Origin of the sequence: Devosia subaequoris (genome assembly GCF_014197055.1) — a bacterium.
GTDB lineage: Bacteria > Pseudomonadota > Alphaproteobacteria > Rhizobiales > Devosiaceae > Devosia > Devosia subaequoris.
Genome location: NZ_JACIEW010000001.1, coordinates 137,321 through 163,182, shown reverse-complemented (window position 1 = coordinate 163,182; position 25,862 = coordinate 137,321). Strand labels below are relative to the sequence as shown.

The following is a 25,862-nucleotide window of genomic DNA, read 5'->3' as shown; positions in this document are numbered from 1 at the left end:
ACTAGCTGGCGTACCGAGGGTCGGAAGTGCTAGTGTCGTTTGCAAGCGTGTGGGGAACACGTCGAAAACCCCAATTGGGTTCTGTTGAGGTAGCCTGCGGAATATGTCGATCATCCATCGCAATAATGTAACCGTGAATGGCACGGGCGGCAAAGCTATGGTGTTCGCCCATGGGTTTGGCTGCGACCGCAATATGTGGCGATTTATCGAGCCCAATTTCCGCAATGACTTTCGAACGGTGCTTTTTGATCACGTCGGCGCTGGCCGGTCCGACCTGTCGGCGTACGATCCGGAGAAATATTCCAGCCTTGACGGATACGCGGCTGATATTGTGGAGATCGGCGAAGAACTCGGAATTGAGAAAGCCGTATTTGTCGGCCATTCAGTCAGCGCCATGATTGGCGCACTCGCCTCAATTCGAGCGCCCGGCATGTTCGACAAATTGGTCATGATCGGTCCCTCGCCGCGCTACATTGATGATGGCGAATACTCTGGCGGGTTTAGCGCCGCGCAAATCGAAGAGTTGTTGGCATCGCTTGATGACAATCACATGGGCTGGTCCGCTGCCATGGCCCCTGCGATCATGGGCAATCCCGATCGGCCTGAACTTGGCGAGGAGCTTACCAATAGTTTTTGTCGGACCGATCCCGAGATTGCCAAACAGTTTGCGCGGGTCACCTTCATGTCGGACAACCGGGCCGACCTGTCCAAAGTCGAAGCGCAGACGCTCATATTGCAATGCAGCAACGACATAATTGCAGCCGAACACGTGGGAGAATACGTCCACAACGCCATACCAGGTAGTCAGATGAGGTATCTTGAGGCCAGTGGCCATTGCCCGAATCTGAGTGCGCCTGAAGAAGTCACATTGGCGATGCGCGATTTTGTCTGACGGAGAACATGTCGAGGATTTGGAAGATCTTTTTGAGAACGCGCCATGCGGCTATCTCTCGATGTGGCCAGATGGACGGATTGCCAAGGTCAACGCCACGCTCTGCACCTGGCTCGACAAGTCGCCGGAGGTAATCGTTGGCAAGCGCCTCCGCGAACTTCTCAACGTCGCGGGCAGCATTTTTTATGAAACCCATTTCGCGCCCATGCTGCGTATGCAGGGCTTTTTCCACGAGGTAGCACTGGACATGGTCAGGGCCGATGGCGCCTTGGTGCCAGTTTTGGCCAATGCCGCCGAACGCCGAGACCCCTCCGGCAACCTTCTCTTCACCAGACTCACGGTCTTCAAGGCGACAGAGCGCCGCCAGTATGAGCGCGATCTGGTCGAAGCGCGGGCGGCTGAGCGGGAGGCCCGCCGTCAGCTCGAGAATATGGTGTCATCTCTCCAGGCTGGAATGGCTGAGCAGGTCGCCATGGTCATGGAGGAAAAGCGCAACTCCGAACTGAAGGAACAGTTCGTAGCAGTGCTTGGACACGATCTGCGCAACCCGTTGGCAGCAATCGATGCCGGCGCCAGCAAGATACTCCGTGATCAGGCATGGACTGACAGCACACCCGTCATTCTGCGCCTGATGAAGAACAGCGTCTCGCGCATGAGCGCATTGATTGACAACGTGTTGGATCTGGCGCGCAGCCGGCTTGGCGGAGGGATAGTTCTCAACCTTGACGATGCACGCCCGCTACAACCGACGCTCGAACTGGTGATAGCTGAGATACAAGCGGCCCACCCCGGAAAGACGATCTCGACCAGTTTCGAAATCGCACGAACCATACGGCTCGATCACGACCGCATCGCGCAGATGTTCTCAAATCTCCTCGGCAACGCTGTGACCCACGGAGCGCAGGACAAGGAAATCCGCGTTGATTGCGCTGTCGATGACGCGGGCAATCTCGCGCTCAGTGTCGTCAATGCAGGCGACCCGATTCCGCAAGAGATGGTCCCACTGCTGTTCCAGCCTTTCCATCGCGGCCAGGTACGCAGCAACGCCCATGGCCTCGGTCTCGGCCTCTACATCGCATCAGAGATTGCCCAGGCACACGGTGGCAGGATCGACGTTGAATCCGAACAAAATGAAATCAGGTTCATTTTCCGCTTGCCGGCCCAACAGAGCTGAGTGGACCGTCCTGCCGCGCGTGCGATGTTGAGACGGATGTCAGCAGTAAGCCCAATCGAGGGAAGTTCGCCTAAGCGCCAAACCGCCTGTCGGCCTCTTCACAGAACGCACGCATGATTTCCTCCTGCTTGGCGGCAAAAGCCGGCTCGGCCACAGCCGCAATCAGAGGATTTGAGATCTTGAAGTCGATCTCGAACCGCACCCGCGTCCCCTGCCCTTCGGGCTCAAAGCTCCACACGCTATCGAGATAGGCAAAGGGACCGTCCACAGCCTTGGCACGGATGGTCCGGGCCTTCGCATCCAGTGTAACCCGGCTGGTATAGGCTTGCGTGATCGGCCCAAAAGAGATGGTCATGCGGGCCAGCCGCACATCCTTGTCCCCGGCGGCAGGATCGGGCCGAACCTGCATCGCCTGGCAATTGGGCACGAAGCGCGGATAGTCACTCAGATCAGAAACGATCTGATACATCCGCTCGGGCAGATGCGCCACATGCCGTTCAAAGAAACGCTTCATATCAGTGACCGAGCTTGGCCAGACGGTTCGCCTTAAGGCGCGCAAAATCCTCGCCGGCATGGTGCGACGAGCGCGTCAGCGGACTCGACGAAACCAGCAGGAACCCCTTGGAAGTCGCGACCGTGGCAAAGGATTTGAACTCTTCCGGCGTTACGAAGCGCTGCAACGGATAGTGCTTCTTGGTCGGCTGCAAATATTGCCCGATGGTCAGGAAATCCACGTCGGCCGAGCGCAGATCATCCATGAGCTGCAGAACCTCGTTCCGCTCCTCGCCCAACCCGACCATGATACCGGATTTGGTGAAAATAGTGGGATCGAGTTCCTTGACCTGCTGCAGCAGCCGGATCGAGTGAAAATAGCGTGCGCCGGGCCGCACCTTGAGATATTTCGACGGCACGGTTTCCAGATTGTGGTTGAACACATCCGGCTTGGCCGCCACGACGATCTCGAGAGCCCCGTCCTTCCGCAGGAAGTCCGGTGTCAGGATTTCGATGGTGGTCCTGGGATTGCGGGCGCGGATCGCCAGGATCACATCGGCAAAATGTTGCGCCCCGCCATCGGCGAGATCGTCGCGGTCGACCGAAGTGATGACCACATGCTCGAGCCCGAGCTTTTCGACGGCGATCGCCACATTGTCCGGCTCGTTCGGGTCGAGCGCCGTCGGCAGGCCGGTGCGTACATTGCAAAAAGCGCAGGCCCGCGTGCAGATTTCGCCCATGATCATCATGGTCGCGTGCTTCTTGCTCCAGCACTCCCCTATATTGGGGCAGCCGGCTTCCTCGCAAACCGTGACGAGATTGTTCTCGCGTACGATCTGCTGGGTTTCCTTATAGACCTGCGAGCCCGGCGCCTTGACGCGGATCCAGTCAGGTTTGCGCAGCACCACGCTATCCGGCCGATTGGCCTTTTCCGGGTGGCGCGGCTTTACAGCCGAATTATCGATGAGCGTGACCATGTCAGTCCTGACTGGCTAGAGTGTTTCCAGGCGAAGTGGGCACCGGTTCGCCGTTCGGAAACACGACCACTAGAGTGTTGCCCCTATATCGCTCCCTTGGCGGGCCGGTTCAACCCGGCCCCATGGGTGATTGGCAGCCATGCGTGGGCCCCTAGCCCATGACTTCCTTGATGTCGACCCAATCCCCCCCGCGCGAGGCCGAAAGAATGGTCCCCTGCACTAGCGCCAGCGACCCCAGATTGTCTGCACCCGAGCTGAACCCGCGTGGAATCTCGCCGGTATCGAGCACATTGGCCATCGCATTGAGCGTGCCCATCCGATCGGCGAACTTGACCGGGCTCAGCTTGACCTTCTCCGACTTGCCATCGAGCGGCAACAGGGAGAGTAAGTCCGGGCCCGCCTTGTCGCGGAAATGGTCGCGCGAAGACCAGGCAATCTGCCCTTCTGCACCATCCATCACCCATTCGCCCGCCCAGGGCGTTACCGGCCCCGAATTCATCCAGCTGGCACGGTAGGAAACCACTGTGCCCTTTGAGAATTCGATAGTTGCCACCCCGCTTGGATCAAAGCGGAACGGGCTGCCCGGCGGGTTCCAGGTCCGGCACGAAAGTCGCACCGGTTCGTCGCCGAGCACGAAACGCATCAGGTCAAAATGGTGGATCGACATGTCCGCCAGAAGCGGATCGGGCATATCCCAATAGCGATAGCCCTGGCTGGGGCCATGACGCCGGAAATCGATCGACACCATATTGAGCGCACCGAACTTGCCCTCAGCGATGAGGTCTGCTGCCGCGATTGGAGCTGGCTGGTGGCGATAATTCTGGCTCACCATCAGCACCTTGTCCTGCGCCTTGGCCAGGGCAACCAGTTCCTTGCCCTGAGCAATCGTGGTGGTGAAAGGCTTCTCCACCAGCACGTTATAGCCCAGTTCCAGGCACCGCTTGACAACCGGGTAGTGCGCTTCGGTCCGCAGCGTGCAGAGGGCTAGCGTCGCATCGGTGTGATGCGCGGCGTCTTCCAGGCTGTGGAAGCACAGCTTGGGGTCGATGCCCAATTCGTCCTGCACCCGCTCAGTGGCCTCGGGATTGGTATCCACATAGCCCACCATCTCTACAGTGGGAACATTGGGGATAACGTCTTTCGACCAACTGAAACCCCAATGTCCCAGCCCGATCTGGATGGCCTTGACCATGTGGATAACTCCTCTGGTTTTCCTCTTCGCATCGGCCGCTGGGCCGCGCGCAGCGATCAGATATTCAGCGCGCGATCATAGGCATCGAGCACACTTTCCTTCATCGTCTCGCTCAGAGTCGGATGCGGGAAAATGGTGTGGATCAGCTCTTCCTCAGTGGTTTCGAGGTTCATCGCGACCACAAACCCCTGGATCAACTCGGTGACCTCGGCCCCAACCATGTGGGCGCCCAGAAGTTCTCCGGTCTTGGCGTCGAAAATCGTCTTCACCAGCCCGTCGGGTTCCCCCAGGGCAATCGCCTTGCCGTTGCCCACAAAGGGAAAGCGACCAACCTTGACCTCACGCCCGGCTTCTTTCGCCTTGGCCTCAGTGAGACCGACGCTCGCTACCTGCGGCTCGCAATAGGTGCAGCCCGGCACTTTGGTCTTGTCCAGACCATGCACCTTCATACCGGCGATCTTCTCGACGGTGATAACAGCTTCATGCTCGGCCTTGTGCGCCAGCATCGGCGGTCCGGCGACGTCACCGATAGCCCAGATGCCGTCCACATTGGTCTTGCCATAGCCATCAATGACAATGGCTCCGCGCTCGGTCTTGACGCCAACCGTTTCGAGACCAATTCCCTCGATATTGCACTGTACGCCAACCGCCGAAATCAGTTTATCGCCAGCGACCTGCTGGCTCTTGCCGTCCTTGGTCTCGACATGAGCAACAATGCCGTCCTTGGTCTTTTCAACCTTGGCGACCTTGGCTTCAGTGAGAAACTTGATACCGCGCTTTTCCAGCCGCTTACGGGCAAGGCCGGAAATCTCCGCATCTTCCACCGGCAGGATCTGCGGCAGGAGCTCGATCACGGTCACTTCGGCGCCCAGCGAGCGATAGAAGGATGCAAACTCGATGCCGATGGCCCCCGACCCCATAACCACAAGTGACTTGGGCATTTCGGCGGGCTTGAGCGCCTCGAAATAGGTCCAAATCTTGTCGCCGTCGGGCTCGATGCCTGGCAATACGCGCGGCCGGGCACCAGTAGCGATGATGATGTTCTTTGCCTTGTAGGTCCCCTCACCCAAGGCGTTCTTAGGCACCGGACCTTGCGGCTCAACGACCGGCTTCTTGGATGCCGCGACCTTGATTTCACCGGGCTTGGTAATGGTTGCTTCGCCCCAGATGATGTCGATCTTGTGCTTCTTCATCAGGAACTGCACGCCATTGTTCATCTGCGCCGCAATGGCGCGAGACCGCTTGACGATGCCGTCGAGATCGAAGCCAAACTTCTCGGCGGTAAGGCCATAATCCTTGGCATGACCCATATGGCCGTAGATTTCGGCTGAGCGCAGCAGAGCCTTGGTCGGGATGCAGCCCCAGTTGGAGCAGATGCCAGCCATATGCTCGCGCTCGACGATGGCTACCTTCATGCCCAGCTGCGCGCCGCGAATGGCAGCAACATAACCGCCGGGACCGGCGCCGATGACGAGAAGATCGTATTGGTCAGCCATAAGGGCCTCCAGGATAGTTGGGTCAGAGACCCAGAACGGATTTGACGAGCGGCACAAGGCCCTCGCCGATAGCACGTGTATTTGCCGGATCGAGGTGCACGCCGTCACGCGGATCCGCCTTGGCGACCGCGGCAGCGTCGAAGAAATGCACGCCGGTTTCCTCGGCATGACGACGGTAGTGCCGCGCGAAATCCTGCGATTCACGGATCAGGTGATCCAGACCGCCGAAATTGCTCAGCATGTTCTCATTGGTCGTCTCCACCACATGCGGCGGCGACACCATAATGATCTGCGGCACCGGCTCGCCAACACTGGCGAAATGGCCGCGCGTCACCTCGATCAACCGCCGCGCGCCACGGGCGGCATAGGCCGCCGTACCCGCAACGAACGGCTTTAAGTCGTTGGTGCCAAGAAAGATGATGACCAGATCAAGCGGGGCATGACTGGCGAGCAGTGTCGGCAGTATGCGCGCGCCATTCCGATCTGCCGCCGCCGTCCAGTCGTCATAGGCCGTAGCGCGGCCACCAAGTCCTTCGGCAATCACCCGCGCCTTGCCGCCCAGCCCCTGTTCTAGCGTGGTGGGCCAGCGGTCCTCATAGGCATGACGAGGACCGCCACCGGGATCGGCGCCATATGTCAGGCTGTCGCCGTAGGCGAGGATGGTTTTCATCGCCTTGGTTCCCTAAGCCAGCATCATCACCGGATTTTCGATCAGGCCCTTGAACACGCCAAGCACCTCGGCGCCCAACGCTCCATCAACCGAACGGTGGTCGCAGGAAAGCGTGCAGGTCATGAACTGGCCGATCTTGATCTCGCCCTTGTCGGGATAGACGCGTTCTTCACCCACGCCCACCGCCAGGATCGTGCCATGCGGCGGGTTTATGACGGCGGCAAAATCCTTGATGCCGAACATGCCCAGATTGGACACTGACGAGGCGCCCCCCTGATATTCATGCGGCATCAGCTTCTTGTTGCGCGCCCGGCTTGCAAGGTCCTTCACCGCCTCGGAGATTTCCCGCAAGCTCTTGGTGTCGCAGCTCTTGACCACCGGGGTGAACAAGCCGCCCGGGATGGCCACCGCCACAGCGACATCACTGCGCTTGTGGTAGAGGATCGAATCCCCAGCCCAGGTGGCATTAGCCGACGGCACGCGCTGCAGCGCTATGGCCCAGGCCTTCATCACGAAGTCATTGACGGAAAGCTTGTATTCCGGCTTGCCGTCCTTGTTTTTGGGCGCACTAGCGTTGATCTGCTCGCGCGCGGCCATCAGGGCATCGATACGACAATCAATCGTCAGATAGAAATGCGGTACGGTCTGCTTGGATTCGGTCAGGCGTGCCGCGATGGTCTTGCGCATGCCATCGGCTGGTACCAGCTCATAGGTACCTTCTTCATACATCGCCAGCACCTGGGCCTTGCTGAGCCCGCCAGCCATTGCAGCCCCGCCAGACTGCGCCGCAGCAGAAGCCGCCGCCTTGAGCGGAGTCTTGCCGGATTTGGCCGCTTCCACGTCCGCTTTGATCACACGGCCCTTGGGGCCTGTGCCGGAAATAGCGGCAATTTCAATGCCCGCTTCCTTGGCAAGACGTTTTGCCAATGGCGACGCAAACACGCGCTCGCCCTCTGTCTTAGCGGGTGCCGGCGACGCCTTGGGCTCCTCGGCTTTGGCAGCTGGTGCCGGCGCGGCCGCAGCTTCGGCCTTGGGTGCTTCCGCCTTTGGTGCCTCAGCCTTCGGCGCTTCGGTCTTCGGCGCTTCGGCCTTGGGTGCCGGTGCAGCGTCCCCTATGGTACTGGCGTCTTCGCCTTCCTGCAGCAGCACGGCGATGACGGCATTGACCTTCACATTGTCGGTGCCTTCATCGACAAGAATTTTGCCGATCTTGCCTTCGTCAACGGCCTCGACTTCCATCGTGGCCTTGTCGGTCTCGATCTCGGCGATCACGTCACCAGAGGAAACGCTGTCGCCCTCCTTGACGTGCCACTTGGCAAGCTTGCCCTCTTCCATCGTCGGAGAGAGCGCCGGCATGGTGATATCTATTGGCATCCCGGTTCTCCTTACGAACGATAGGTCACGGCATTCACCGCCGCGATCACTTCATCAACATTGGGCAGCGCCAGCTTTTCGAGGTTTGCGGCATAGGGCATCGGCACGTCCTTGCCGGTGACACGGGTCACAGGCGCATCGAGATAGTCGAACGCTTCTTCCATCACGCGCGCGGCGAGCTCTGCGCCAATGCCGCCCTGCGGCCAGCCTTCTTCCACGGTCACCAGACGCCCGGTCTTCTTGACCGACTCGATGACGGTGTCGCTGTCCAGTGGACGCAAGGTGCGCAGGTCGATCAGTTCGACGTCAACGCCGGCGGCCACCAGCTTTTCGGTGGCCTGGGTTGCGTAGCGCATGCCCATCGAGAACGAGACAACGGTAACGTCGGCGCCCTTGCGGGCAATGCGCGCCTTGCCGATCGGCAGCACGAAATCATCGACCTGCGGAACAAGGCCGGTCGAGCCGTAGAGGACTTCATTCTCAAGGAAGACCACCGGATTGGGCGAACGGATCGCTGCCTTGAGCAGCCCCTTGGCATCGGCAGCGCTATAGGGGGCGATGACGGTAAGACCCGGAACATGACTGTACCACGCCGAATAGTCCTGGCTGTGCTGCGCACCTACCCGAGCGGCTGCGCCATTGGGCCCACGGAACACCATTGGTGCCTTTACCTGCCCCCCGGACATATAGAGCTGCTTGGCGGCCGAGTTGATGATCTGATCGATCGCCTGCATGGCGAAGTTCCAGGTCATGAATTCAACGACCGGCTTCAACCCCGCGAAGGCGGCGCCAACAGCCAGACCGGCAAAACCGTGCTCGGTGATCGGGGTGTCGATCACCCGCTCCTTGCCGAATTCCTGCAACAGCCCCTGGGTGATTTTGTAGGCACCCTGATATTCGGCGACTTCTTCACCCATGATGAAGACGTCCTTGTCGCGGCGCAGCTCTTCGGCCATGGCCTCATTGAGCGCCTGACGAACGGTCATCTCGACCATTTCAACGCCCTCGGGCAGATCGGGATCGGCCTGCGGCTCGAACTTGGGGGCAGCCGGCACGGCAGCGGCAGGCGCTGTGTCCGCTGCTTTCTCAGCAGCAGCTACAGGCGCTTCCGCCGGTTCAGGCGCTGTTTCCGCTACGGGTGCAGCCGCTTCGCTGGCGCTTTCGCCCTCGGCCAACACCACGGCAATCGGGGCGTTGACCTTGACGCCCTCGGTGCCTTCTTCGACGAGTATCTCGGTTACCGTGCCTTCATCGACCGACTCGACTTCCATAGTCGCCTTGTCAGTCTCGATTTCGGCCAGCACATCGCCGGACTTGACCTGATCGCCGACCTTCACGACCCATTTGGCAAGCTTGCCTTCTTCCATGGTCGGCGACAGGGCGGGCATGAGAATTTGGGGCATATCAGCTCTCCACGAGGATCGCGCCGGGCATGGAGGCCAACGGGCGGATAGAGGAATGGGGGTTTACGGTCGCGGTATCGATCCGCCAACCGTTCAATTTCTTTGATGCGGTGTCCGCCGCGCCCGCCGGGCGCTGGTTGACGACCCAACCGCTAAGGATGAGCCCGAGCAGCACAAAGCCAATCGTCGCGATCACGGCGCGCTTGTAAATTCCGGCCTGCGCCTCACCAGCCAGACCCGCGCGACGCTCAACCTCGGCGAAGCGCCACCAGCCAAAAAGCCAGCCACGCCACGCATCGGCCGGCGCCAGCTTGCTGATTGCCAATGCCTGCACGGCGGCCATCGCCGCCGACAGCACCGCAAAGAGCAGAATGACACCAAGCAGTATGGTCATCGTGCCTCAGGCCTTGATGGTGATGTCGGTCCAAAGTTCGGACGCGTCCGGCTCTGGATCATTGGTCGCAAAGTCGGCAGCTTCGGTGACCACAGCGCGAATATCGGTTTCGATCTTCTTGAGTTCTTCCTCGGTGATCGAACCACCTTCGATAAGGCGCGTGCGCACCTGTTCGATAGGATCGCGTTCCTGGCGGTACTTGGTCACCTCATCCTTGGACCGGTACTTGGCCGGGTCGGACATGGAATGACCGCGATAACGATAGGTCAGCATTTCAAGGATGTACGGACCCTTGCCGGACCGGGCATGCTCGATGGCCCGCTGGGCGGCATCGTAAACCATGCGCACATCCATGCCATCGACCTGCTCGCCCGGAATGTTGAACGAGGCACCACGCATGGAAAAGTCAGTCGTCGCCGAGGACCGCTCGGTTGAGGTGCCCATGGCGTATTTATTGTTCTCGATGATGTAGACCACCGGCAGGTTCCAGAGCTTGGCCATATTGAAGCTCTCATAGACCTGGCCTTGATTGGCCGCACCGTCACCGAAATAGGTGATCGAGACCGAACCATCGCCCGTGTACTTGCTGGCAAAGGCCAAGCCTGTGCCCAGAGAAGCCTGCGCACCCACAATGCCATTGCCGCCATAGAAGCGGTGTTCATTGGAGAACATGTGCATCGAGCCGCCCTTGCCTTTCGACAACCCGCCCTGGCGCCCGGTCAACTCAGCCATCACACCCTTGGGGTCCAGCCCCATGACCAGCATGTGACCGTGGTCACGATAGCCGGTGATCTGAGCATCCTTGCCCTTTTCCGAGGCCATGGTAATGCCGGTGACCACCGCTTCCTGACCAATATAGAGGTGACAGAAACCGCCGATCAGGCCCATGCCGTACATCTGGCCGGCCTTTTCCTCGAACCGCCGGATCAGCAGCATCTCGCGGAACGCTTCGAGCTCCTGCTCCTGGGTGAACTGGGGGACATTGGGCTGCGTCTTGGCCTTGGTGGCCGTCGCCTTGCGCGCCATTCTACACTCCGCTTGGGTCGGGGAATTTGCCGCTTTGGCCAATCAGGCCATCTCGCGCATCATACTGCAAGCGCCCAAGCAATAACATTGCCCTCAACGCGTCTCTAAAATTAGCTCAAAGCGTTGAATCTGCTTGAATAATCGAGATTAACTCGTCATCGATTAATTCTACAAATTGACCGGAAATTGGTTTACCAGTCTCCGGATTGACCATCACCAAGATGTCATCTGCGTGGGCCATGTTTAACAGGGCCCGTGCCCGCTCGGTGACAAGATCGGGATCCAGATGGCGCGGATTCATCAGCGAAACCCGGTGCCGATAAGCGTCGATCTCGGCCTGTAGCGCAGCGCTGCGATCCTGCAGAACCTCGATATCGGCCAGAATGTCGTCCCGATTCTCGATACCGAACTGACCCGATATCGCAGAATAGCCCAGATAGCCCTGAAACCCCAGCAGGGTCACGGTCAGAGCCAATGGGCGCCAGAATGCGGGACGTTTGAGACGGGTGGGCATGGATCGACCAATTGAACTTGCCCAACCATGCCAGAAAAGAGATTAATTCCCGGTTTCCTATTCGGCAGCGACACGCTGCGCATGCCCACCCTCGCCGAACAGCGCACTGACCGATTGCCCGTTGTTGATCCGGCGCATTGCCTCGGCCAATGCCGGCGCAACCGACAAAACCGTCAGTTTCTCGTGTGGCTGCAGAAGGGCATTGGGCAGTGTGTTGGTGCACACGATTTCCGCGACAACGGACTCGGCAGCAAGCCGCGCCACCGCGCCGTCAGCAAAGATGCCGTGCGTACAAGCGATGCGAACAGTGCGGGCACCATTGCTGCGCAAATGCTTGAGAAGTTCCAGAATGGAGCCGCCACTGGCAACTTCATCGTCGAGAACAATGACGTCGCGGCCCTGCACATCGCCGATTATCGCTGAAATCCGCACTTGCGTGTCCGAAATGCGTTCCTTCGCCCCGGCGGCCACCGGCCGACCCAGCGACCGGGCGAAGGCCGCAGCGGTCTTGGCATTGCCCAGATCGGGCGACACGACCACGGTATTCGACAGGTCATAGCGTCGAAAGTGGCGTGCCATCTCGTGCAACGCGTGCAAGTGATCAACCGGCACGCTGAAAAGCCATTCACCTGCGGCGAATGCAGTGTCATCGTCAGGACCCGGTCAGCGCCAGCGGTCTTGAGCAGATCGGCAACCAGGCGGCCACCAATCGAGATGCGCGGGGCATCCTTCTTGTCTGAGCGGGCATAGGCATAATGCGGAATAACGGCCGTAATTCTGGCCGCCGATGCGCCGCGCGCGGCATCCAGCATCAGCAGAAGCTCAGTCAAATGGTCCTGGACCGGCGCGCTCAGCATCTGGACCAGAAACACATCCTGCTCGCGGCAATTAGCCTGCAATTGCACTTCTAGGCAATCATTGGAGAAGCGCTTGATCTGTGTGGGATTGAGCGGCACGCCAAGTTCGGCGCAAATCTCATTCGCAAGTTCGGGGTGGGCGCTACCACTGAACACAGCTATCTGGTTCCTGGATTGTCCTCGGCTGCCGACTGCGGATGACCGCACTTAACATTGTCCCAGCTCAGAGTGCAATGTAATCGAGCTCCTGGAAGCGTTCGACCTCCGGTACCCAGCGGTCGCGCACGAATGCCACGTGATCGGGATGCGCGTTATAGGCGTCATAGGCGGCCTGATCCGCAAACTCCATCGAGAAGCCGAAAGTGAAGTCGCTCTTGGCGCTGACCTGCCGGAGACGCTCGAACCGCCCCACGCCCGGAATTGCAGCTAACACCATGGCCGCCTCCAGGAAAGCACGCTCCGCATCGGATCCTGCCGGGTGCTTGAGGGCGAAGCTGACGGTGTGCCGGATCATACTGTTTCTCCAAGGGCTTCATTAGCAGCGATAGCTGCCATGTTGACGATGCCACGGCTTGTAACTGATGGTGCCAGAATATGGGCCGGCGACTGCATGCCCATCAGGATCGGGCCAACCGCCAGGCCATTGTTCATTTCCTTGAGCAGCGTCATTGAGAGATTGGCCGCATCAAGGTCCGGGAACACCAGCAGATTGGCTTCGCCCCTGAGAATAGTGTCGGGGATATAGCGCTCGCGCAGCCCTTCATTCAGCGCCAGATCGCCCTGCATCTCGCCCTCGACGATCAGGTCCGGAGCGATGGCCTTGAGCTTGGCATAGGCCTCGCGCATCTTGTAGGCGCTGTCGCCGTCGCGCGACCCGAAGTTGGAATAGCTCAGCAATGCCGCCTTCGCCTCAATATTGAAGCGCTTGAGATGGTCGCGGGCCTGCAACGTGATAGAGACAATCTCGTCGGCGCTGGGGTTCTGGTTGACATAGGTGTCGGTCAGGAAGAACGCCCCGCGCGGCATGATTAGCATGGAGAGCGCCGAAGCCTCGGTTACCCCTGCCTGCATCCCCAGGACCGACTTGATGTCCCGCACATGCTTGATGAATCGACCCTGCAAGCCGCATAGCATGGCGTCTGCCTCACCACGCTTGAGCGCCAGGGCCCCGATGACGGTGGTATTGGTGCGCACAATGGTGCGGGCCGTATCCGGCGTCACGCCGGTGCGTCCCACCAGCGAATGGAACAGGCTCACATAGTCGCGGTAGCGTGGATCGTCTTCAGGGTTGATGACCTCGAAATCCCTCCCCGGCCGGATGCTGAGACCAAACCGCTCGATACGCGCCTCCAGCACCGCCGGACGCCCAATTAGGATCGGGCGGGCGATACCTTCCTCAAGCAGCACCTGAGCCGCGCGCAACACGCGTTCGTCTTCGCCATCGGCAAAAGCAATGCGCTTGCCCTGCCCCTGCGCTCGGTCGAAGATCGGTTTCATCACCAGGCCAGAGCGGAACACGAACCGATTGAGCCCGTCGTAATAGGCGTCCCAATCCTCGATCGGCTTCTTGGCGACACCCGACTCCATCGCGGCCCGCGCCACCGCCGGAGCTATGCGCAGGATCAGCCGCTGGTCGAAGGGGTTGGGGATGATGTGTTCGGGACCATAAACCGCCGGCGCACCCGAAGGGGAAACTTCCAGTCCCGGCTCGCGGGCCAGCTTGGCAATCGCGCGAACAGCCGCCAGCTTCATCTCTTCGTTGATTGTCGTGGCATGCACATCAAGCGCGCCGCGGAAAATGAAAGGGAAGCACAGGACATTGTTGACCTGGTTAGGGTAGTCAGAGCGCCCCGTACAGACCATGGCGTCGGGCCGGGTTTGCTTGGCCAGTTCGGGCATGATTTCCGGATTGGGATTGGCCAGGGCCAGGATCAGCGGCTTGGGGCCCATCTGGGCAAGCATTTCCGGCTTGAGGGCCCCTGCTGCCGACAGTCCCAGGAACACATCGGCCCCTTCGATCACCTCGGCCAGCGTCGTCGCATCACTGGTGCGCCGAAACTGCCCGCGCCATTTGTCATTGATGTCGTTGCGCTTGTGGGTAACCAGGCCGTCCTTGTCGGCGACCCAGATGTTCTCGTGCTTGGCGCCGAGTGCCACCAATACGTTCAGGCAGGCGATGGCTGCCGCCCCTGCCCCAGACGTGCAGATCTTGACGTCTTCGATCTTCTTTCCAGCGAGTTCCAGACCATTCAGGACCGCGGCGCCGACAATGATTGCGGTACCATGCTGGTCATCATGGAAAACCGGAATCGGCATCCGCTCGCGCAGCGCCTCTTCGATCTCGAAGCAATCCGGTGCGCGGATATCTTCAAGATTGATACCGCCAAAGGTAGGCCAGAGCGGCGCGACGGCATCGGTGAACCTTTTCGGATCCAGTTCGTCGATTTCGAGATCGAACACATCGATCCCTGCGAACTTCTTGAACAGAACCGCCTTGCCTTCCATCACCGGCTTGGAGGCCAGTGCGCCGATATTACCCAACCCCAGCACTGCTGTGCCATTGGAGATGACAGCCACCAGATTCTGCCGCGAAGTGTAGCGCGCAACGGCCTCGGGCGTCTGGGCGATCTCCTCGCAAGGGGCGGCAACGCCGGGCGAATATGCCAGTGCCAGGTCGCGCTGGTTACCGAGCGGCTTGAGCGGCTGAATTTCCAGTTTGCCGGGCTTGGGGAATTCATGGAAATGCAGCGCCGCGTCACGAAGTGCCTTACGTTGCTCATTGATGTCTGTGGTCACGAAACCCTCCCGGCAAGCCCATTGGCCGCGTTGGTGCCATCAATCACGAGGATTGAAAAGGCCGGAAAAGCCCAAGGCGTCGAGTCGGCGGCAAAAATACGGCGAACACAGAAACTGCAACGTTACGCTGACAGAAATGGGACAGTTTGGCGATGTATTGATCCGGGAGAAACGCAGCCCGACGATCAGGCCGCCGCAGACGCCACCACTTCTAGCCTCGGCTGCGGATTGGAGGCCGAATTGAGTGCCAGAGCCAATTCCTTGAACGCGCCAACCTTCAATGCCGGCGCAAAAATATAGCCCTGCGCATGCAGAACCCCGCGTGAACGCAGATAGAGCGCCTGTTCCTCGGTCTCCACGCCCTCGGCCACAATCTCGCAATCAAGATCCTTGGCCATGGCGATTAGACCATCCAGAACCGGCACCTGGGTGGTCCCCGGTTTGATCATGTCCACAAAGATGCGGTCGATCTTGATGACGTCAACGCCCAATGTCGCCAGATAGGCCAGATTGGAGTGCCCGGTGCCCGCATCATCCATTGCCAGCCGCGCGCCGAGGGCATGCAATCCCGAAATCACGCTGGTCGTGGTCATGGAGTTGGTCAATGGGCGCCGCTCGGTGATTTCGAACACCAATTGCCGGAAATTGATCGGTGACTGTCCAAAGATCGCCTGTACATCCTCGACAATGCCGACATCGCGGAAATGGCCCTCGAACAGGTTGATCGAGATCTTCATGTTCGGCAGCGTCCGGGAGAGATCGCCCAGATCGTTCCGCACCTGCTGCATCAGCGAGACGGTCATCGGGATGGCAAGACCCGTCACCTCGGCATAGTCGATGAAGGCGCCGGGCGGTATCACCTGCCCGTTGCGCTTCTCCCAACGGCACAACACCTCGCAACCCACCAATTCGCCGGTGCGCAGATTAATGACTGGTTGATAATAGGGCTTGATCTCGCTGCGCTCGATGGCGCGCTCCAGATCGAATGCCGGCACGCGGGAACGGCGTACATAGCTCAGATTGAGAATCAGGAACACGGCGCTGGCGAGGCAGGCGATGAATGTGAATGCCACATCAAGATCGGCATAGCCCGATCGCGCCATGGCGAAGGGCAGCGCATATTCCACCTTGATCGGGAACTGGCCCGCATAGCCCTGGGCGCTGATATAGTCTGCGCCGGACTGCCGCCGATCAAATCCCGTCGGGTCGCCCAGCGTCACAACGGAAAGACCGTTCGTCAGCGTCACACGCATCATCGCCGCGTCCGGCAGCGTCTTGTTCAATGCGCTTTCCGATTGTCCAAGCAGCGGCACGAAAGTCGAGACGCGCCGGGTTTCGCCAAAAGTCTGAGTGATCTTGAGGGCCGGCATGTCCATGTCACCCAGCTTGACCATCGTCATGGTCTCGGTGAGCCCGGGCACCGGCAAGGGCTGGGACAATGGGGAATAGCTCACCACGCGGCCATAGGCGTCGCAGTACTGGACACCATCGAGGTTCTCGACGAGGAACTGCTTGAGATTTAGGCCACCTTCAATGGCCTCCTGCGCATTGGTCACGAAGGTCGGCGTACATAGCGAAGGACTGGCCGCGATGACCTGGCGGAGTGCCGCCACGCCATCCATGGCGCTTGAATTTATGTGTGAACTGACCGCCTCAACAAACTGTTGAGCCCCCGCCTTTTCCCGATACTGGACATAGGCATCCAGCAGATAGTCCACGGCAATAATGGGCACGAACGCCAGGATGGCGCCCAAAAGCATCAGGACATGGGAAAACTTCGACTTCACACTGCGAATCCGAACCCGGAAAATCTTGCCTACTTAGCTAGCAAGCTAGGATTTAACGGATCATTAATGCTGGTTAATTCGCGCTAACCCTGTTGCAGACAACAAAGGGGCGGCCATCGGCCACCCCTTTCAATCCGTCCGCAGAAACTGCAGGCAATCAGCTCTGCACGTTGAGACGGATGCTCAGCTCGCGTAGTTGCCTGGGCTCAGCGGCACTCGGTGCGCCCATCAGTAGGTCTTCGGCCTGCTGGTTCATCGGGAATGCCGTGATCTCGCGCAGGTTCTGTACGCCGCACAGCAGCATGACAATGCGGTCGATACCGAAGGCCGCCCCGCCATGCGGCGGCGCCCCATACTGGAAGGCGCGGTATAGGCCGCCGAACTGTTCTTCGACCTCGTCACGGGACTTTCCGGTCAACTCGAACGCTTTGACCATTGTCTCCGGCTCCTGGTTACGGATCGACCCGGAGGCAATCTCGAAGCCGTTGCAGACCGCGTCATACTGATAGGCCGTAAGCGACAGCGGGTCTTCGCCATTGAGAGCATCGAGCCCGCCCTGCGGCATCGAGAACGGATTATGCGCGAAGTCTACGCGCTTTTCTTCCTCGTCCCACTCGTAGAACGGGAAATCGACGATCCAGCACAGCGCAAAGCGGTCCTTATCAACAACGTCCAGATCCGTTGCCACTTTAGTGCGCGCCTCACCGGCAAATTTGTAGAACTTCTCCGGGCGACCCGCGACGAAGAACACGGCGTCGCCGTCGTCAAGTTCGAGTTGCGCCTTGAGCGTCGCAGTGCGCTCCTCGCCGATATTCTTGGCGATCGGGCCCGAGCCCTGCCCTTCCTTGAAGAAGATATAGCCAAGGCCCGGCTGGCCCTCGCCCTGCGCCCAGGCGTTCATGCGGTCGCAGAAGGCCCGGCCGATCGGTTCGGCGCCAGCCTTGTTCTTGGCCGGAATCGCCCAGACCTCGACCTTTGGATCTGCTTCGATCTGGTTGGCGAAGACCTTGAACCCGGACCCGGCGAAATGCTCGGTAACCGCTTGGATCTCAATCGGATTGCGCAGGTCCGGCTTGTCCGAGCCATATTTTCGGATGGCCTCGGCATAGGGAATGCGCGGCCAACCCTTGGTCACCGGCTTGCCGTCGGCAAACTTCTCGAACACCTCGGTCATCACTGGCTCGACCGTGTTCCAGATATCTTCCTGGGTCACAAAGCTCATTTCTAGGTCGAGCTGGTAGAACTCGCCCGGCAGGCGATCGGCACGCGGATCTTCGTCACGGAAGCACGGCGCCACCTGGAAATAACGGTCAAAACCGGCCACCATCAGAAGCTGCTTGTACTGTTGCGGCGCCTGCGGCAGGGCGAAGAACTTGCCTGGATGAATGCGGCTGGGCACGAGAAAGTCGCGCGCGCCTTCAGGAGAAGAGGCGGTCAGGATTGGCGTCGAAAACTCGGTGAAGCCCGCCTCGCCCATGCCGGAGCGCATGGCGGAAATGATCTTCGTGCGTTTGACGATATTGGCATGCAAAGTCTCGCGGCGCAGATCAAGGAAACGATACCGCAGGCGGATGTCTTCGGGGTATTCGGCCTCCCCGAAGACCGGCAGCGGCAATTCCTTGGCCGAAGAAAGCACTTCGATCTCACGGATGAACACTTCGATCGAGCCGGTGGGGATGTTGGAGTTGACCGCTGCCGCATCGCGCAGCTTCACCTCGCCGTCAATCCGCAGCACCCATTCGGAACGCACCGTCTCCGCCGTGGCGAATGCAGCCGAATCTGGATCGATCACGCATTGCGTAATGCCATAGTGGTCGCGCAGATCGATAAACAGCAGCCCGCCATGGTCGCGGACGCGATGCACCCAGCCCGAGAGGCGCACATTATTACCCGCATCGCCCGCCGAAAGGGCACCACAGGTGTGGGAACGGTAGCGATGAAGGGTCATGTCTGGTCTCGGAATTGCTGAAATAAGGCCGGATTCTCGGGCGGGAAAAGCGCATGGCAGGCCCCGCTTGTCAAGGCGGCAGGGCATCTCGCGCTACGCCTCTTTACCGCAAGAAAAATCCAAGGTGGAGCTAACCAAGCGCACCTGCTAGGAAGAATAGTGACGAATTTGAGACGGTAGTACGTATGGACCTCATAGTTTCCACAGAGGCGCTGGCTGAATTTTGCGAGCGCGCTTCCAAGTTTGAGTTCGTGACGGTTGATACGGAATTCCTGCGCGAAACGACCTATTGGCCCCGCCTGTGCCTGATCCAGGTTGCCACTGACGATGAAGCCGTGCTGATCGATCCCCTGGCGCCGGATATCAAGCTGGCGCCTTTCTTTGCGCTCCTGGCCAGTCCCAACGTCACCAAGGTGTTCCACGCGGCCCGCCAGGACGTGGAGATTTTCGTCAAGCTGACGGGCGCCGTGCCGCACAACATCTTCGACACCCAGGTTGCCGCCAGCGTGTGCGGCTTCGGCGATAGCGCCTCCTATGACAGTCTGGTTCGGTCCATATGCAAGGTGGAGTTGGATAAGTCTTCCCGTTTTACCGACTGGTCCGCCCGCCCGCTTTCGGAAAAGCAGCGCACCTACGCCATTGCCGATGTGACCTGGCTGCGCGACATCTATCGCGAACTGCGCAAACAGGTGGAATCCACAAGGCGCTGGGATTGGGTCGAGGACGAGATGACCACCCTGCGCAGCATCGACACCTATGTTGTCCAGCCCGAAAAGGCCTGGAATCGCCTCAAGATGAAGTTCAATCGCCCGCGTGACCTGGCAGCCATCAAGGTGCTGGCGCAGTGGCGTGAGCAAAGGGCGCAGGATACAGACCAGCCCCGCAGCCGCATCCTAAAGGATGACGTGCTGGGCGAACTGGCCACCCAACGCCCTCTGACCCCTGATGCCTTCGAAAAGCTGCGCGCCGTGCCGCGCGGCTTTGGTCGCAGCGCGGCAGCAGGCGAGATCATGGCCCTGCTCAAGCAGGTCGATGCCATACCCAAATCGGCCCTGCCCCGCCTGCCCGAGCGTTACCGCGGCCCGTCGCCCAAGGGCGCTATCGGCGATCTGGTGCGGGTGCTTCTCAAGGCCGTGGCCGAACAGCATGGCGTCGCCGCACGCATCATCGCCACGTCTGACGAAATCGACGCCCTGGTGCTCGATGACGAAGCCGACGTTCCCGCACTTAAGGGCTGGCGCCGCAAGCTGTTTGGCGAAAAGGCGCTGGCCATCAAGCATGGCCGCATAGGCCTCGTGGCGACCCGGAAAGGCATCATCGAATTCGCAGTCAATCAGACTGAGGCGGCTGAATAGCGCTCCTGGCCCTACCCCACAGCCACCCGCCATTTGGCGTGCCCGGCCCCTTCGGCAAACAGGCGCAGCCGGTTTCGGAGGTGATCGCCATTGAGAAAGGCGAAGTCCGCCGGCAGGTGGAGGACCAACGTCTCATCATCCAGGCTGAATCGCGTGCGCGGCAGGACGCCGGGCATCGCCGCCGTCATCGGATAGGCCACCCGCATCATCGACCCGATCAGCCGGGCCCGCGCCGTCAGCGCCTCCGAACCAAGTGGTACCAGCACCTGAGCCGCCTTGGATTTCAGCCCGTCATAGCGGACCGCCAGGGTCTGGGCCAGAAATGAGCGACCGGGATGATCCACCCCGGTCAACGACCCATAGGCCACCGAATCCACGCTTTGCGGCCCGCGATAGTCGGGATGCGACCGCCAACCGATATCGGCCAGAAGGCACGCCACGACTCGGAGCCGCGCCTCCTCCGGCGTCTCGTCGGAGCCGATGGCAGCAAAATACTGGGCGGTAAATTCAACCAGGTCATTGGCATGGGCCGGTGACCGCGACCGCAACACCGAGAGCTCCTCTGCCCCCTGAATCAGCGGGTCGATTTGCTGTTCGCGCTGATCGAGCATCCCGTAGAGGTAGCCCTCGCGCACACCAAGCGCTGAGAACACGACGCTATCGAACTTTCCGGCCCTGACAATTTCGGCCAGAACTGCCGCACCAAATGGCACCAGTTCACGCCGTGAATTGCTGACGCCACCTGACCCCGGATAACCTTTGAGCGCATCGGCGGCCACGATCTCGTCGCAGAAGCGCAGCATCTCGTCCGCGGCAACGACATAGTCCTGCACCATATGCAGCGGATAATCGCATACGGCTTGGTGCAGTTTGGCGAGCGAACGCCAGGTGCCGCCAATCGCTGCAAATTGCGAACCTGCCTCATTATCCCTGAGAATCGAGCCTTCAAGTTTGGCTCGCACCAGGGCCGCCGCTTTCTTTGGCGAGCCATCGGCATCATCCTGCAGGCGAATGACACCCAGCTCGAAACTCTCGCCATTGGTGTCATGCCCATTGGCAATCTCGGAAAGCTCCAGACTGCCGCCGCCAAGATCGCCCACCACTCCGGCAAAGCCGGGAATGCCCGCAACGACACCCAGGGCCGCATAATGGGCCTCTTCCTGGCCGCTGAGCACGCGTACCGGCGCTTCCATTATGGCTTCTACCGCCGAAACGAACTCGTCCCGGTTTGCAGCGTCGCGCACAGCGGACGTTGCCAGAATATAGACCTTGCCTACCCGCATCATGCGCGCCACCAGCGCAAAGCGCTTCATGGCTTCCAGGGCCTTTTCCATATTGGCATCGGCCAGGCGCTTGCTCTGCGCAATCCCGCGCCCAAGGGCGCAGGCGGACTTTTCGTTGTAAAGCGGCGTCAGCGCACGCGCATGGCGCTCATAGACCACCAGGCGAACCGAGTTGGAGCCGATGTCGAGAACTGCGACCGGTCGGGCACCCTTGATACGCCCTTGTGCAGTCGGATCGGCATCGACGCCCCAGAACTGAGTCAATTTAATCCTCGTCGCTCTCCGCCTCGCCCGCACTGCCACGGCCGGACAGGGAAGGATTGGTCATGAAGTAGTCGTGGGCATTGAAGGGTTCTTCGCCCTCCCCCACCCTTATACGATCTGAGCTTCCATCAGGAAGCACTTCCCAGCTCTGCTGATTGTCCTTGAGATAGGCAACCAGAATGCGGTCCAAAATCTGCTTGTGCACTGTTTCATTGAGGATCGGCACCAGTGTCTCCACCCGGCCGTCGAGATTGCGCCCCATGATATCGGCTGAAGAAATATAGACCTTGGCACGCGGGGAGGGCATGGTCTCGCCATTGCCGAAGCAATAGATGCGGCTGTGTTCAAGGAACCGCCCGACGACCGATTTGACCCGGATATTATCCGAGAACCCGGGAATTCCAGGCCTCAGGCAGCAGATGCCGCGCACGATCAGATCCACCTTCACGCCCGCTTGGCTGGCGTCGTAAAGCGCGTCGATTACCTGCGGATCAACCAGCGAGTTCATCTTGAGCAGGATCGAGGCGGGCTGGCCGCTGCGCGCCAACTCGATTTCATGGGCGACGTTGTCGATCAGCGTTTGACGCAGATTGACCGGCGAAACGGCGATGGTTTCGAGCTCGGTCGGTCGCGCATAGCCCGTAATGAAGTTGAACACCCGTGCCACATCGCGTGTAATCGCCGGATCGATGGTGAAATAGCTCAGATCCGTATAAATCTTGGCAGTAATCGGGTGATAATTGCCCGTCCCGATGTGACAATAGCTAACCAGCTTGCCCTTTTCACGGCGCACCACCTGACTGAGTTTCGCGTGCGTCTTGAGTTCGACAAAGCCGAACACCACCTGCGCGCCGGCCCGCTCGAGGTCACGGGCCCAGCGAATATTGGCCTCTTCGTCAAACCGCGCCTTGAGTTCGACCAGACATGTCACCGACTTGCCCGCCTCTGCCGCCAGAACCAGGGCCTTGACGATCGGGCTGTCCGACGAGGTGCGGTAAAGCGTCTGCTTGATGGCCACCACATCCGGGTCGCGCGCCGCCTGCATCAGGAACTGCGCCACCACATCGAAGCTCTCGAAGGGATGATGCACCAAAATGTCCTTGGCGCGAATGGCGGCAAAATTATCGCCACTATAGTCGCGAATCCGCTCTGGAAAGCGTGCCAGATAGGGCGTGAACTTGAGATCCGGGCGGTCCACGTCACAGATCTTGCGGGCATCGGCCAGTCCCAGGAAACCATGCACCTCGAACAGATCGGCTTCCGTGACCCCGAGTTGCTCACCAATCTGTCGCTTGAGGGCGCGCGGCATCGAACGCTCTATTTCCAGTCGAATGACCTGACCGCGGCGACGCTGGCGCAGCGCGCTCTCGAACTCAACCACCAGATCGGCCGCTTCGTCGTCGATCTCGATTTCGCTGTCGCGAATAACCCGAAAGGCCCCGGAACCGACCACTTCGTGACCGGGAAACATCTTGTGGAAGAAGAGTTTGACCAACGTGTCGATGGTCACCACCTCCGAACGTCCTTCGGAAACCAGTCCGCTGGGCAGGTTGATGAACCGGTCCAGATTGCTGGGAATTCGTATCAGCGCAGTTAGCGGCTGATCGCTATTGGGCCGTTTCAATTCGAAAGCCAGGGCAAGCCCCAGATTGGGAATGAACGGGAAGGGGTGCGCCGGGTCGACCGCGATCGGGGTCAGGACCGGGAATATCTCTTCGCGAAACAGTTTCTGCAGATAGGCGATCTGGTCATTGGTCAGATCGTCGGCCTCGTGGATCACCACATTTTGCGCAAAAAGTTCTTCGCGCAGCTCCTTCCAGTGATCCTGCTGTTCGAGCTGCAGGTGCTGGGTGAGCGTGGCGATCTCGTCGAGCTGCTCTGCAGGAGACAGGCCATCGGCGCTTTGCTTGGTCATACCGGCGCGGATTTGTCCTTTCAGGCCCGCCACGCGCACCATGTAGAACTCGTCCAGATTGTTGGCCGAGATCGAGACAAAACGCAGCCGTTCGAGCAGCGGATGAGCCTCATTGCCGGCTTCTTCCAGCACCCGCATGTTGAACTGCAGCCAACTGACCTCGCGATTGACGAAACGCGCTGGGCTGGTACGCAACGCCTCGACATCCGGCACCGAACCCTCGGCCTCGGGAAATTCGCTTATTTCATTCATCAGTCTCAGCGTCCCAATCCTGTTGCCGGTCCAGCCCATGCGCCTGCTGGCGCAGCGCCAGGGCCTCCGACGCTATAGTGCGGGTAATAGCCGACCCCTTTGCAAGGGCCAGCCTGTCCATAAGCTCGACAAGGCTTGCGGCTTCTTCGGAGCTGCGCTCCATGCGCGTGACCACATAGCCGATCACCTTGGGGTCGACTTTGATTTGCCGATCCCCGAACAATTTCACGAACATCTGTGACAACTCAATGTCGTCGCTGACCTCGAGCCGGAAAACAGGGGCCCGACGAACCCGTGAGCGCACATCATCGGTCCGCAGTGGCCAATGCGCAACCTCCTGCCGCGCGGTCAGCAGAAGGGTGCGGGACCCACGCATGGCCTGGTTGAGCAGGTGGAACAGATGATGCTCGTCATAGCCCAGCCGATCGACATCTTCGATCAGCAGCGCCTCCTGGCCCGCCGCCGAGGCAATCGGGGAAATCGTGGCCGGTGTCACCACCAAGGCCTTGCTGCGCTCGCAAAAGATCCGGCCAAGATGCGATTTGCCCGATGCCGCCGGGCCGATCAGCAGTGTCATGCCATCAGGCCAATGCGGCCAGGCCAGGATGCGGGCGTGCGCCATCGCATTGCCGGCCCCCACCAGAAAATCGTCCTCGGCATGGGATGGCTCATGTCCCAGATCGAGCGGTAATTGCCGTGGGCCGTGGTCAGGATGCAGCATCGTCACCGGGCGCACGCCGCCTCACCCCGAGATAGAGCGAGCTTTCCTTGTACTTGCGCACCCCATAGCGGACCAACACCGACGCGATCGCCGCCATTGGCACGGCAAGCAACAGTCCCACAAACCCGAAAATGGCACCCAGGCCCAGCAGCGCGAACATCATCCAGACCGGATTGATATTGATCGAAGAGCCCACCAGCTTGGGATAGAGCACATTGCCCTCGATGAACTGCCAGAAGAAATAAACACCGGCGACCAGCACGATCATCCACCAATTCGGCGCGTATTGCACCAACGCGATACCGACGGAAAGCCCAAGCCCGAGAGCGAAACCGACAAACGGAACGAAACTGAACAGCCCTGCAATCAAGCCAACGGCCAGGCCGTAATTAAGACCAATCAAGCTCATCGCCGTGGCATAGAACGCCGCATCAAGCAGCAGGACACTGCCCTGCCCGCGGATCACTCCGGCCATGGACTTGTCAATCTCGCGCAGAACGCCCTTCACCTCGCCCTTGTGCTGTTTGGGCAGCAGGTCATCAATGCCCCGAACCATGCCTTCCCAGTCGAGCAGCAGATAGAATGCCACAACAGGCGCCAGCACGGTAAACCCGACCACAGCCGCCCCGGTCAGCCCTATATTGACCAATTCCGCAGGCAAGGTCGCAATGAAACCGAGGGCCTGCCGCGTCAGATCGTTCAGGCTTGTCTGCAACTGGGCTGCCCGCTCAGGCCCAAGCCAGGCATTGATCTCCGGCGACCAGGCGGCGGCAAGCGCCTGCAGATCACCAACATAGCCCGGCAGGCGCTGGATCAGCCCGACGATCTGCTGGCCGATCAGCGGTACGAACATAAAGAACAGGCTGATAACGACGGTCAGCACGCTGAACAGCACCACCACAGTTGCCCACGCGCGATTGAATCGCCATTTCTGCAACTGATTGACGAGGGGGTTCAGTAGATAGGCCAGCGCTGCCCCGACCACGAACGGCAACAGGATGCCGCGGAACACCCAAAGCGACAGGACCAGAGCAAGTAGCAGCCCGATCCAGATGAACACTTGATTTCTGAGTGCCATAG

At 59.9% G+C, this 25,862-nt stretch carries 21 protein-coding genes and 1 pseudogene; 3 read left to right on the top strand and 19 right to left on the bottom strand.

Annotated elements, in window-relative coordinates; all coding sequences use genetic code 11:
* The first annotated feature begins 103 nt into the window (after positions 1-103).
* Together GGR20_RS00815 and GGR20_RS00810 are read left to right on the top strand one after the other, a co-directional pair.
* Positions 104-892 carry an alpha/beta fold hydrolase gene (locus GGR20_RS00815; RefSeq protein ID WP_183309349.1) on the top strand — a complete coding sequence of 263 codons (789 nt, stop codon included), beginning with the start codon at positions 104-106 and terminating at the stop codon, positions 890-892.
* The gene (locus GGR20_RS00810; RefSeq protein ID WP_276511857.1) at positions 885-2,066 is read left to right on the top strand and encodes a PAS domain-containing sensor histidine kinase; all 1,182 of its coding nucleotides are present in this window, start codon (positions 885-887) and stop codon (positions 2,064-2,066) included. The genes GGR20_RS00815 and GGR20_RS00810 overlap by 8 nt, the downstream gene beginning before the upstream one ends.
* Positions 2,067-2,136: 70 nt before the next feature.
* On the opposite strand, the gene GGR20_RS00805 is transcribed toward GGR20_RS00810, so the two are convergent.
* From GGR20_RS00805 to aspS, 15 genes and pseudogenes are all read right to left on the bottom strand, one after another.
* Positions 2,137-2,580 carry a type II toxin-antitoxin system RatA family toxin gene (locus GGR20_RS00805; RefSeq protein WP_183309348.1) on the bottom strand — a complete coding sequence of 148 codons (444 nt, stop codon included), beginning with the start codon at positions 2,578-2,580 and terminating at the stop codon, positions 2,137-2,139.
* A 1-nt stretch (position 2,581) separates the two neighbouring features.
* Entirely contained in the window at positions 2,582-3,535 is a 954-nt protein-coding gene (gene lipA, locus GGR20_RS00800) for a lipoyl synthase (protein WP_183309347.1), read from the bottom strand.
* A 151-nt stretch (positions 3,536-3,686) separates the two neighbouring features.
* The gene (locus GGR20_RS00795; RefSeq protein WP_183309346.1) at positions 3,687-4,727 is read right to left on the bottom strand and encodes a Gfo/Idh/MocA family protein; all 1,041 of its coding nucleotides are present in this window, start codon (positions 4,725-4,727) and stop codon (positions 3,687-3,689) included.
* A gap of 56 nt (positions 4,728-4,783) precedes the next feature.
* Positions 4,784-6,223, bottom strand: a complete 1,440-nt coding sequence (lpdA, locus tag GGR20_RS00790) for a dihydrolipoyl dehydrogenase (protein ID WP_183309345.1) — start codon at positions 6,221-6,223, stop codon at positions 4,784-4,786.
* 22 nt (positions 6,224-6,245) lie between these two features.
* Positions 6,246-6,893: an SGNH/GDSL hydrolase family protein gene (locus GGR20_RS00785; RefSeq protein WP_183309344.1), complete on the bottom strand. Its 648-nt coding sequence runs from the start codon at positions 6,891-6,893 to the stop codon at positions 6,246-6,248.
* 12 nt (positions 6,894-6,905) lie between these two features.
* A complete protein-coding gene (locus GGR20_RS00780) occupies positions 6,906-8,267 on the bottom strand; it encodes a pyruvate dehydrogenase complex dihydrolipoamide acetyltransferase (RefSeq protein ID WP_183309343.1) in 1,362 nt (453 codons plus the stop codon).
* 11 nt (positions 8,268-8,278) lie between these two features.
* Positions 8,279-9,670 (bottom strand): pyruvate dehydrogenase complex E1 component subunit beta, encoded by a 1,392-nt coding sequence (locus tag GGR20_RS00775; RefSeq protein WP_183309342.1) that lies wholly within the window; start codon positions 9,668-9,670, stop codon positions 8,279-8,281.
* Position 9,671: 1 nt separating this feature from the next.
* Positions 9,672-10,064 (bottom strand): hypothetical protein, encoded by a 393-nt coding sequence (locus GGR20_RS00770; RefSeq protein WP_183309341.1) that lies wholly within the window; start codon positions 10,062-10,064, stop codon positions 9,672-9,674.
* A gap of 6 nt (positions 10,065-10,070) precedes the next feature.
* Positions 10,071-11,090 carry a pyruvate dehydrogenase (acetyl-transferring) E1 component subunit alpha gene (gene pdhA, locus GGR20_RS00765; protein WP_183309340.1) on the bottom strand — a complete coding sequence of 340 codons (1,020 nt, stop codon included), beginning with the start codon at positions 11,088-11,090 and terminating at the stop codon, positions 10,071-10,073.
* A 115-nt stretch (positions 11,091-11,205) separates the two neighbouring features.
* Positions 11,206-11,604, bottom strand: coding sequence for an FtsB family cell division protein (locus GGR20_RS00760; protein ID WP_183309339.1), 399 nt, complete (start codon positions 11,602-11,604; stop codon positions 11,206-11,208).
* Positions 11,605-11,712: 108 nt separating this feature from the next.
* Positions 11,713-12,617 (bottom strand): annotated as a pseudogene (locus GGR20_RS18535) (ribose-phosphate diphosphokinase); the annotation flags it as partial.
* A 67-nt stretch (positions 12,618-12,684) separates the two neighbouring features.
* Positions 12,685-12,975: a Dabb family protein gene (locus tag GGR20_RS00750; RefSeq protein ID WP_183309338.1), complete on the bottom strand. Its 291-nt coding sequence runs from the start codon at positions 12,973-12,975 to the stop codon at positions 12,685-12,687.
* Positions 12,972-15,257 (bottom strand): NADP-dependent malic enzyme, encoded by a 2,286-nt coding sequence (locus GGR20_RS00745; protein WP_338084713.1) that lies wholly within the window; start codon positions 15,255-15,257, stop codon positions 12,972-12,974. The genes GGR20_RS00750 and GGR20_RS00745 overlap by 4 nt, the downstream gene beginning before the upstream one ends.
* 185 nt (positions 15,258-15,442) lie before the next feature.
* The gene (locus GGR20_RS19045; protein ID WP_183309337.1) at positions 15,443-17,044 is read right to left on the bottom strand and encodes an EAL domain-containing protein; all 1,602 of its coding nucleotides are present in this window, start codon (positions 17,042-17,044) and stop codon (positions 15,443-15,445) included.
* Between the two features lie 157 nt (positions 17,045-17,201).
* Positions 17,202-18,992 carry an aspartate--tRNA ligase gene (gene aspS, locus GGR20_RS00735; protein ID WP_246349351.1) on the bottom strand — a complete coding sequence of 597 codons (1,791 nt, stop codon included), beginning with the start codon at positions 18,990-18,992 and terminating at the stop codon, positions 17,202-17,204.
* A 185-nt stretch (positions 18,993-19,177) separates the two neighbouring features.
* On the opposite strand from aspS, the gene rnd reads away from it, so the two are divergent.
* Positions 19,178-20,347: a ribonuclease D gene (rnd, locus tag GGR20_RS00730; RefSeq protein WP_183309335.1), complete on the top strand. Its 1,170-nt coding sequence runs from the start codon at positions 19,178-19,180 to the stop codon at positions 20,345-20,347.
* An 11-nt stretch (positions 20,348-20,358) separates the two neighbouring features.
* On the opposite strand, the gene GGR20_RS00725 is transcribed toward rnd, so the two are convergent.
* Genes GGR20_RS00725 through GGR20_RS00710 form a run of 4 tightly spaced genes read right to left on the bottom strand, consistent with a single transcriptional unit; the run spans position 20,359 to position 25,860 of the window.
* Positions 20,359-21,894, bottom strand: coding sequence for a Ppx/GppA family phosphatase (locus tag GGR20_RS00725; RefSeq protein WP_183309334.1), 1,536 nt, complete (start codon positions 21,892-21,894; stop codon positions 20,359-20,361).
* Position 21,895: 1 nt separating this feature from the next.
* Entirely contained in the window at positions 21,896-24,061 is a 2,166-nt protein-coding gene (locus GGR20_RS00720) for an RNA degradosome polyphosphate kinase (protein WP_183309333.1), read from the bottom strand.
* Complete coding sequence (locus GGR20_RS00715; protein ID WP_183309332.1) at positions 24,054-24,797, bottom strand: P-loop NTPase family protein; 744 nt, start codon at positions 24,795-24,797, stop codon at positions 24,054-24,056. Before GGR20_RS00715 ends, GGR20_RS00720 begins: the two co-directional genes overlap by 8 nt.
* Positions 24,769-25,860, bottom strand: coding sequence for an AI-2E family transporter (locus GGR20_RS00710; RefSeq protein WP_183309331.1), 1,092 nt, complete (start codon positions 25,858-25,860; stop codon positions 24,769-24,771). Before GGR20_RS00710 ends, GGR20_RS00715 begins: the two co-directional genes overlap by 29 nt.
* Positions 25,861-25,862 lie beyond the last annotated feature (2 nt).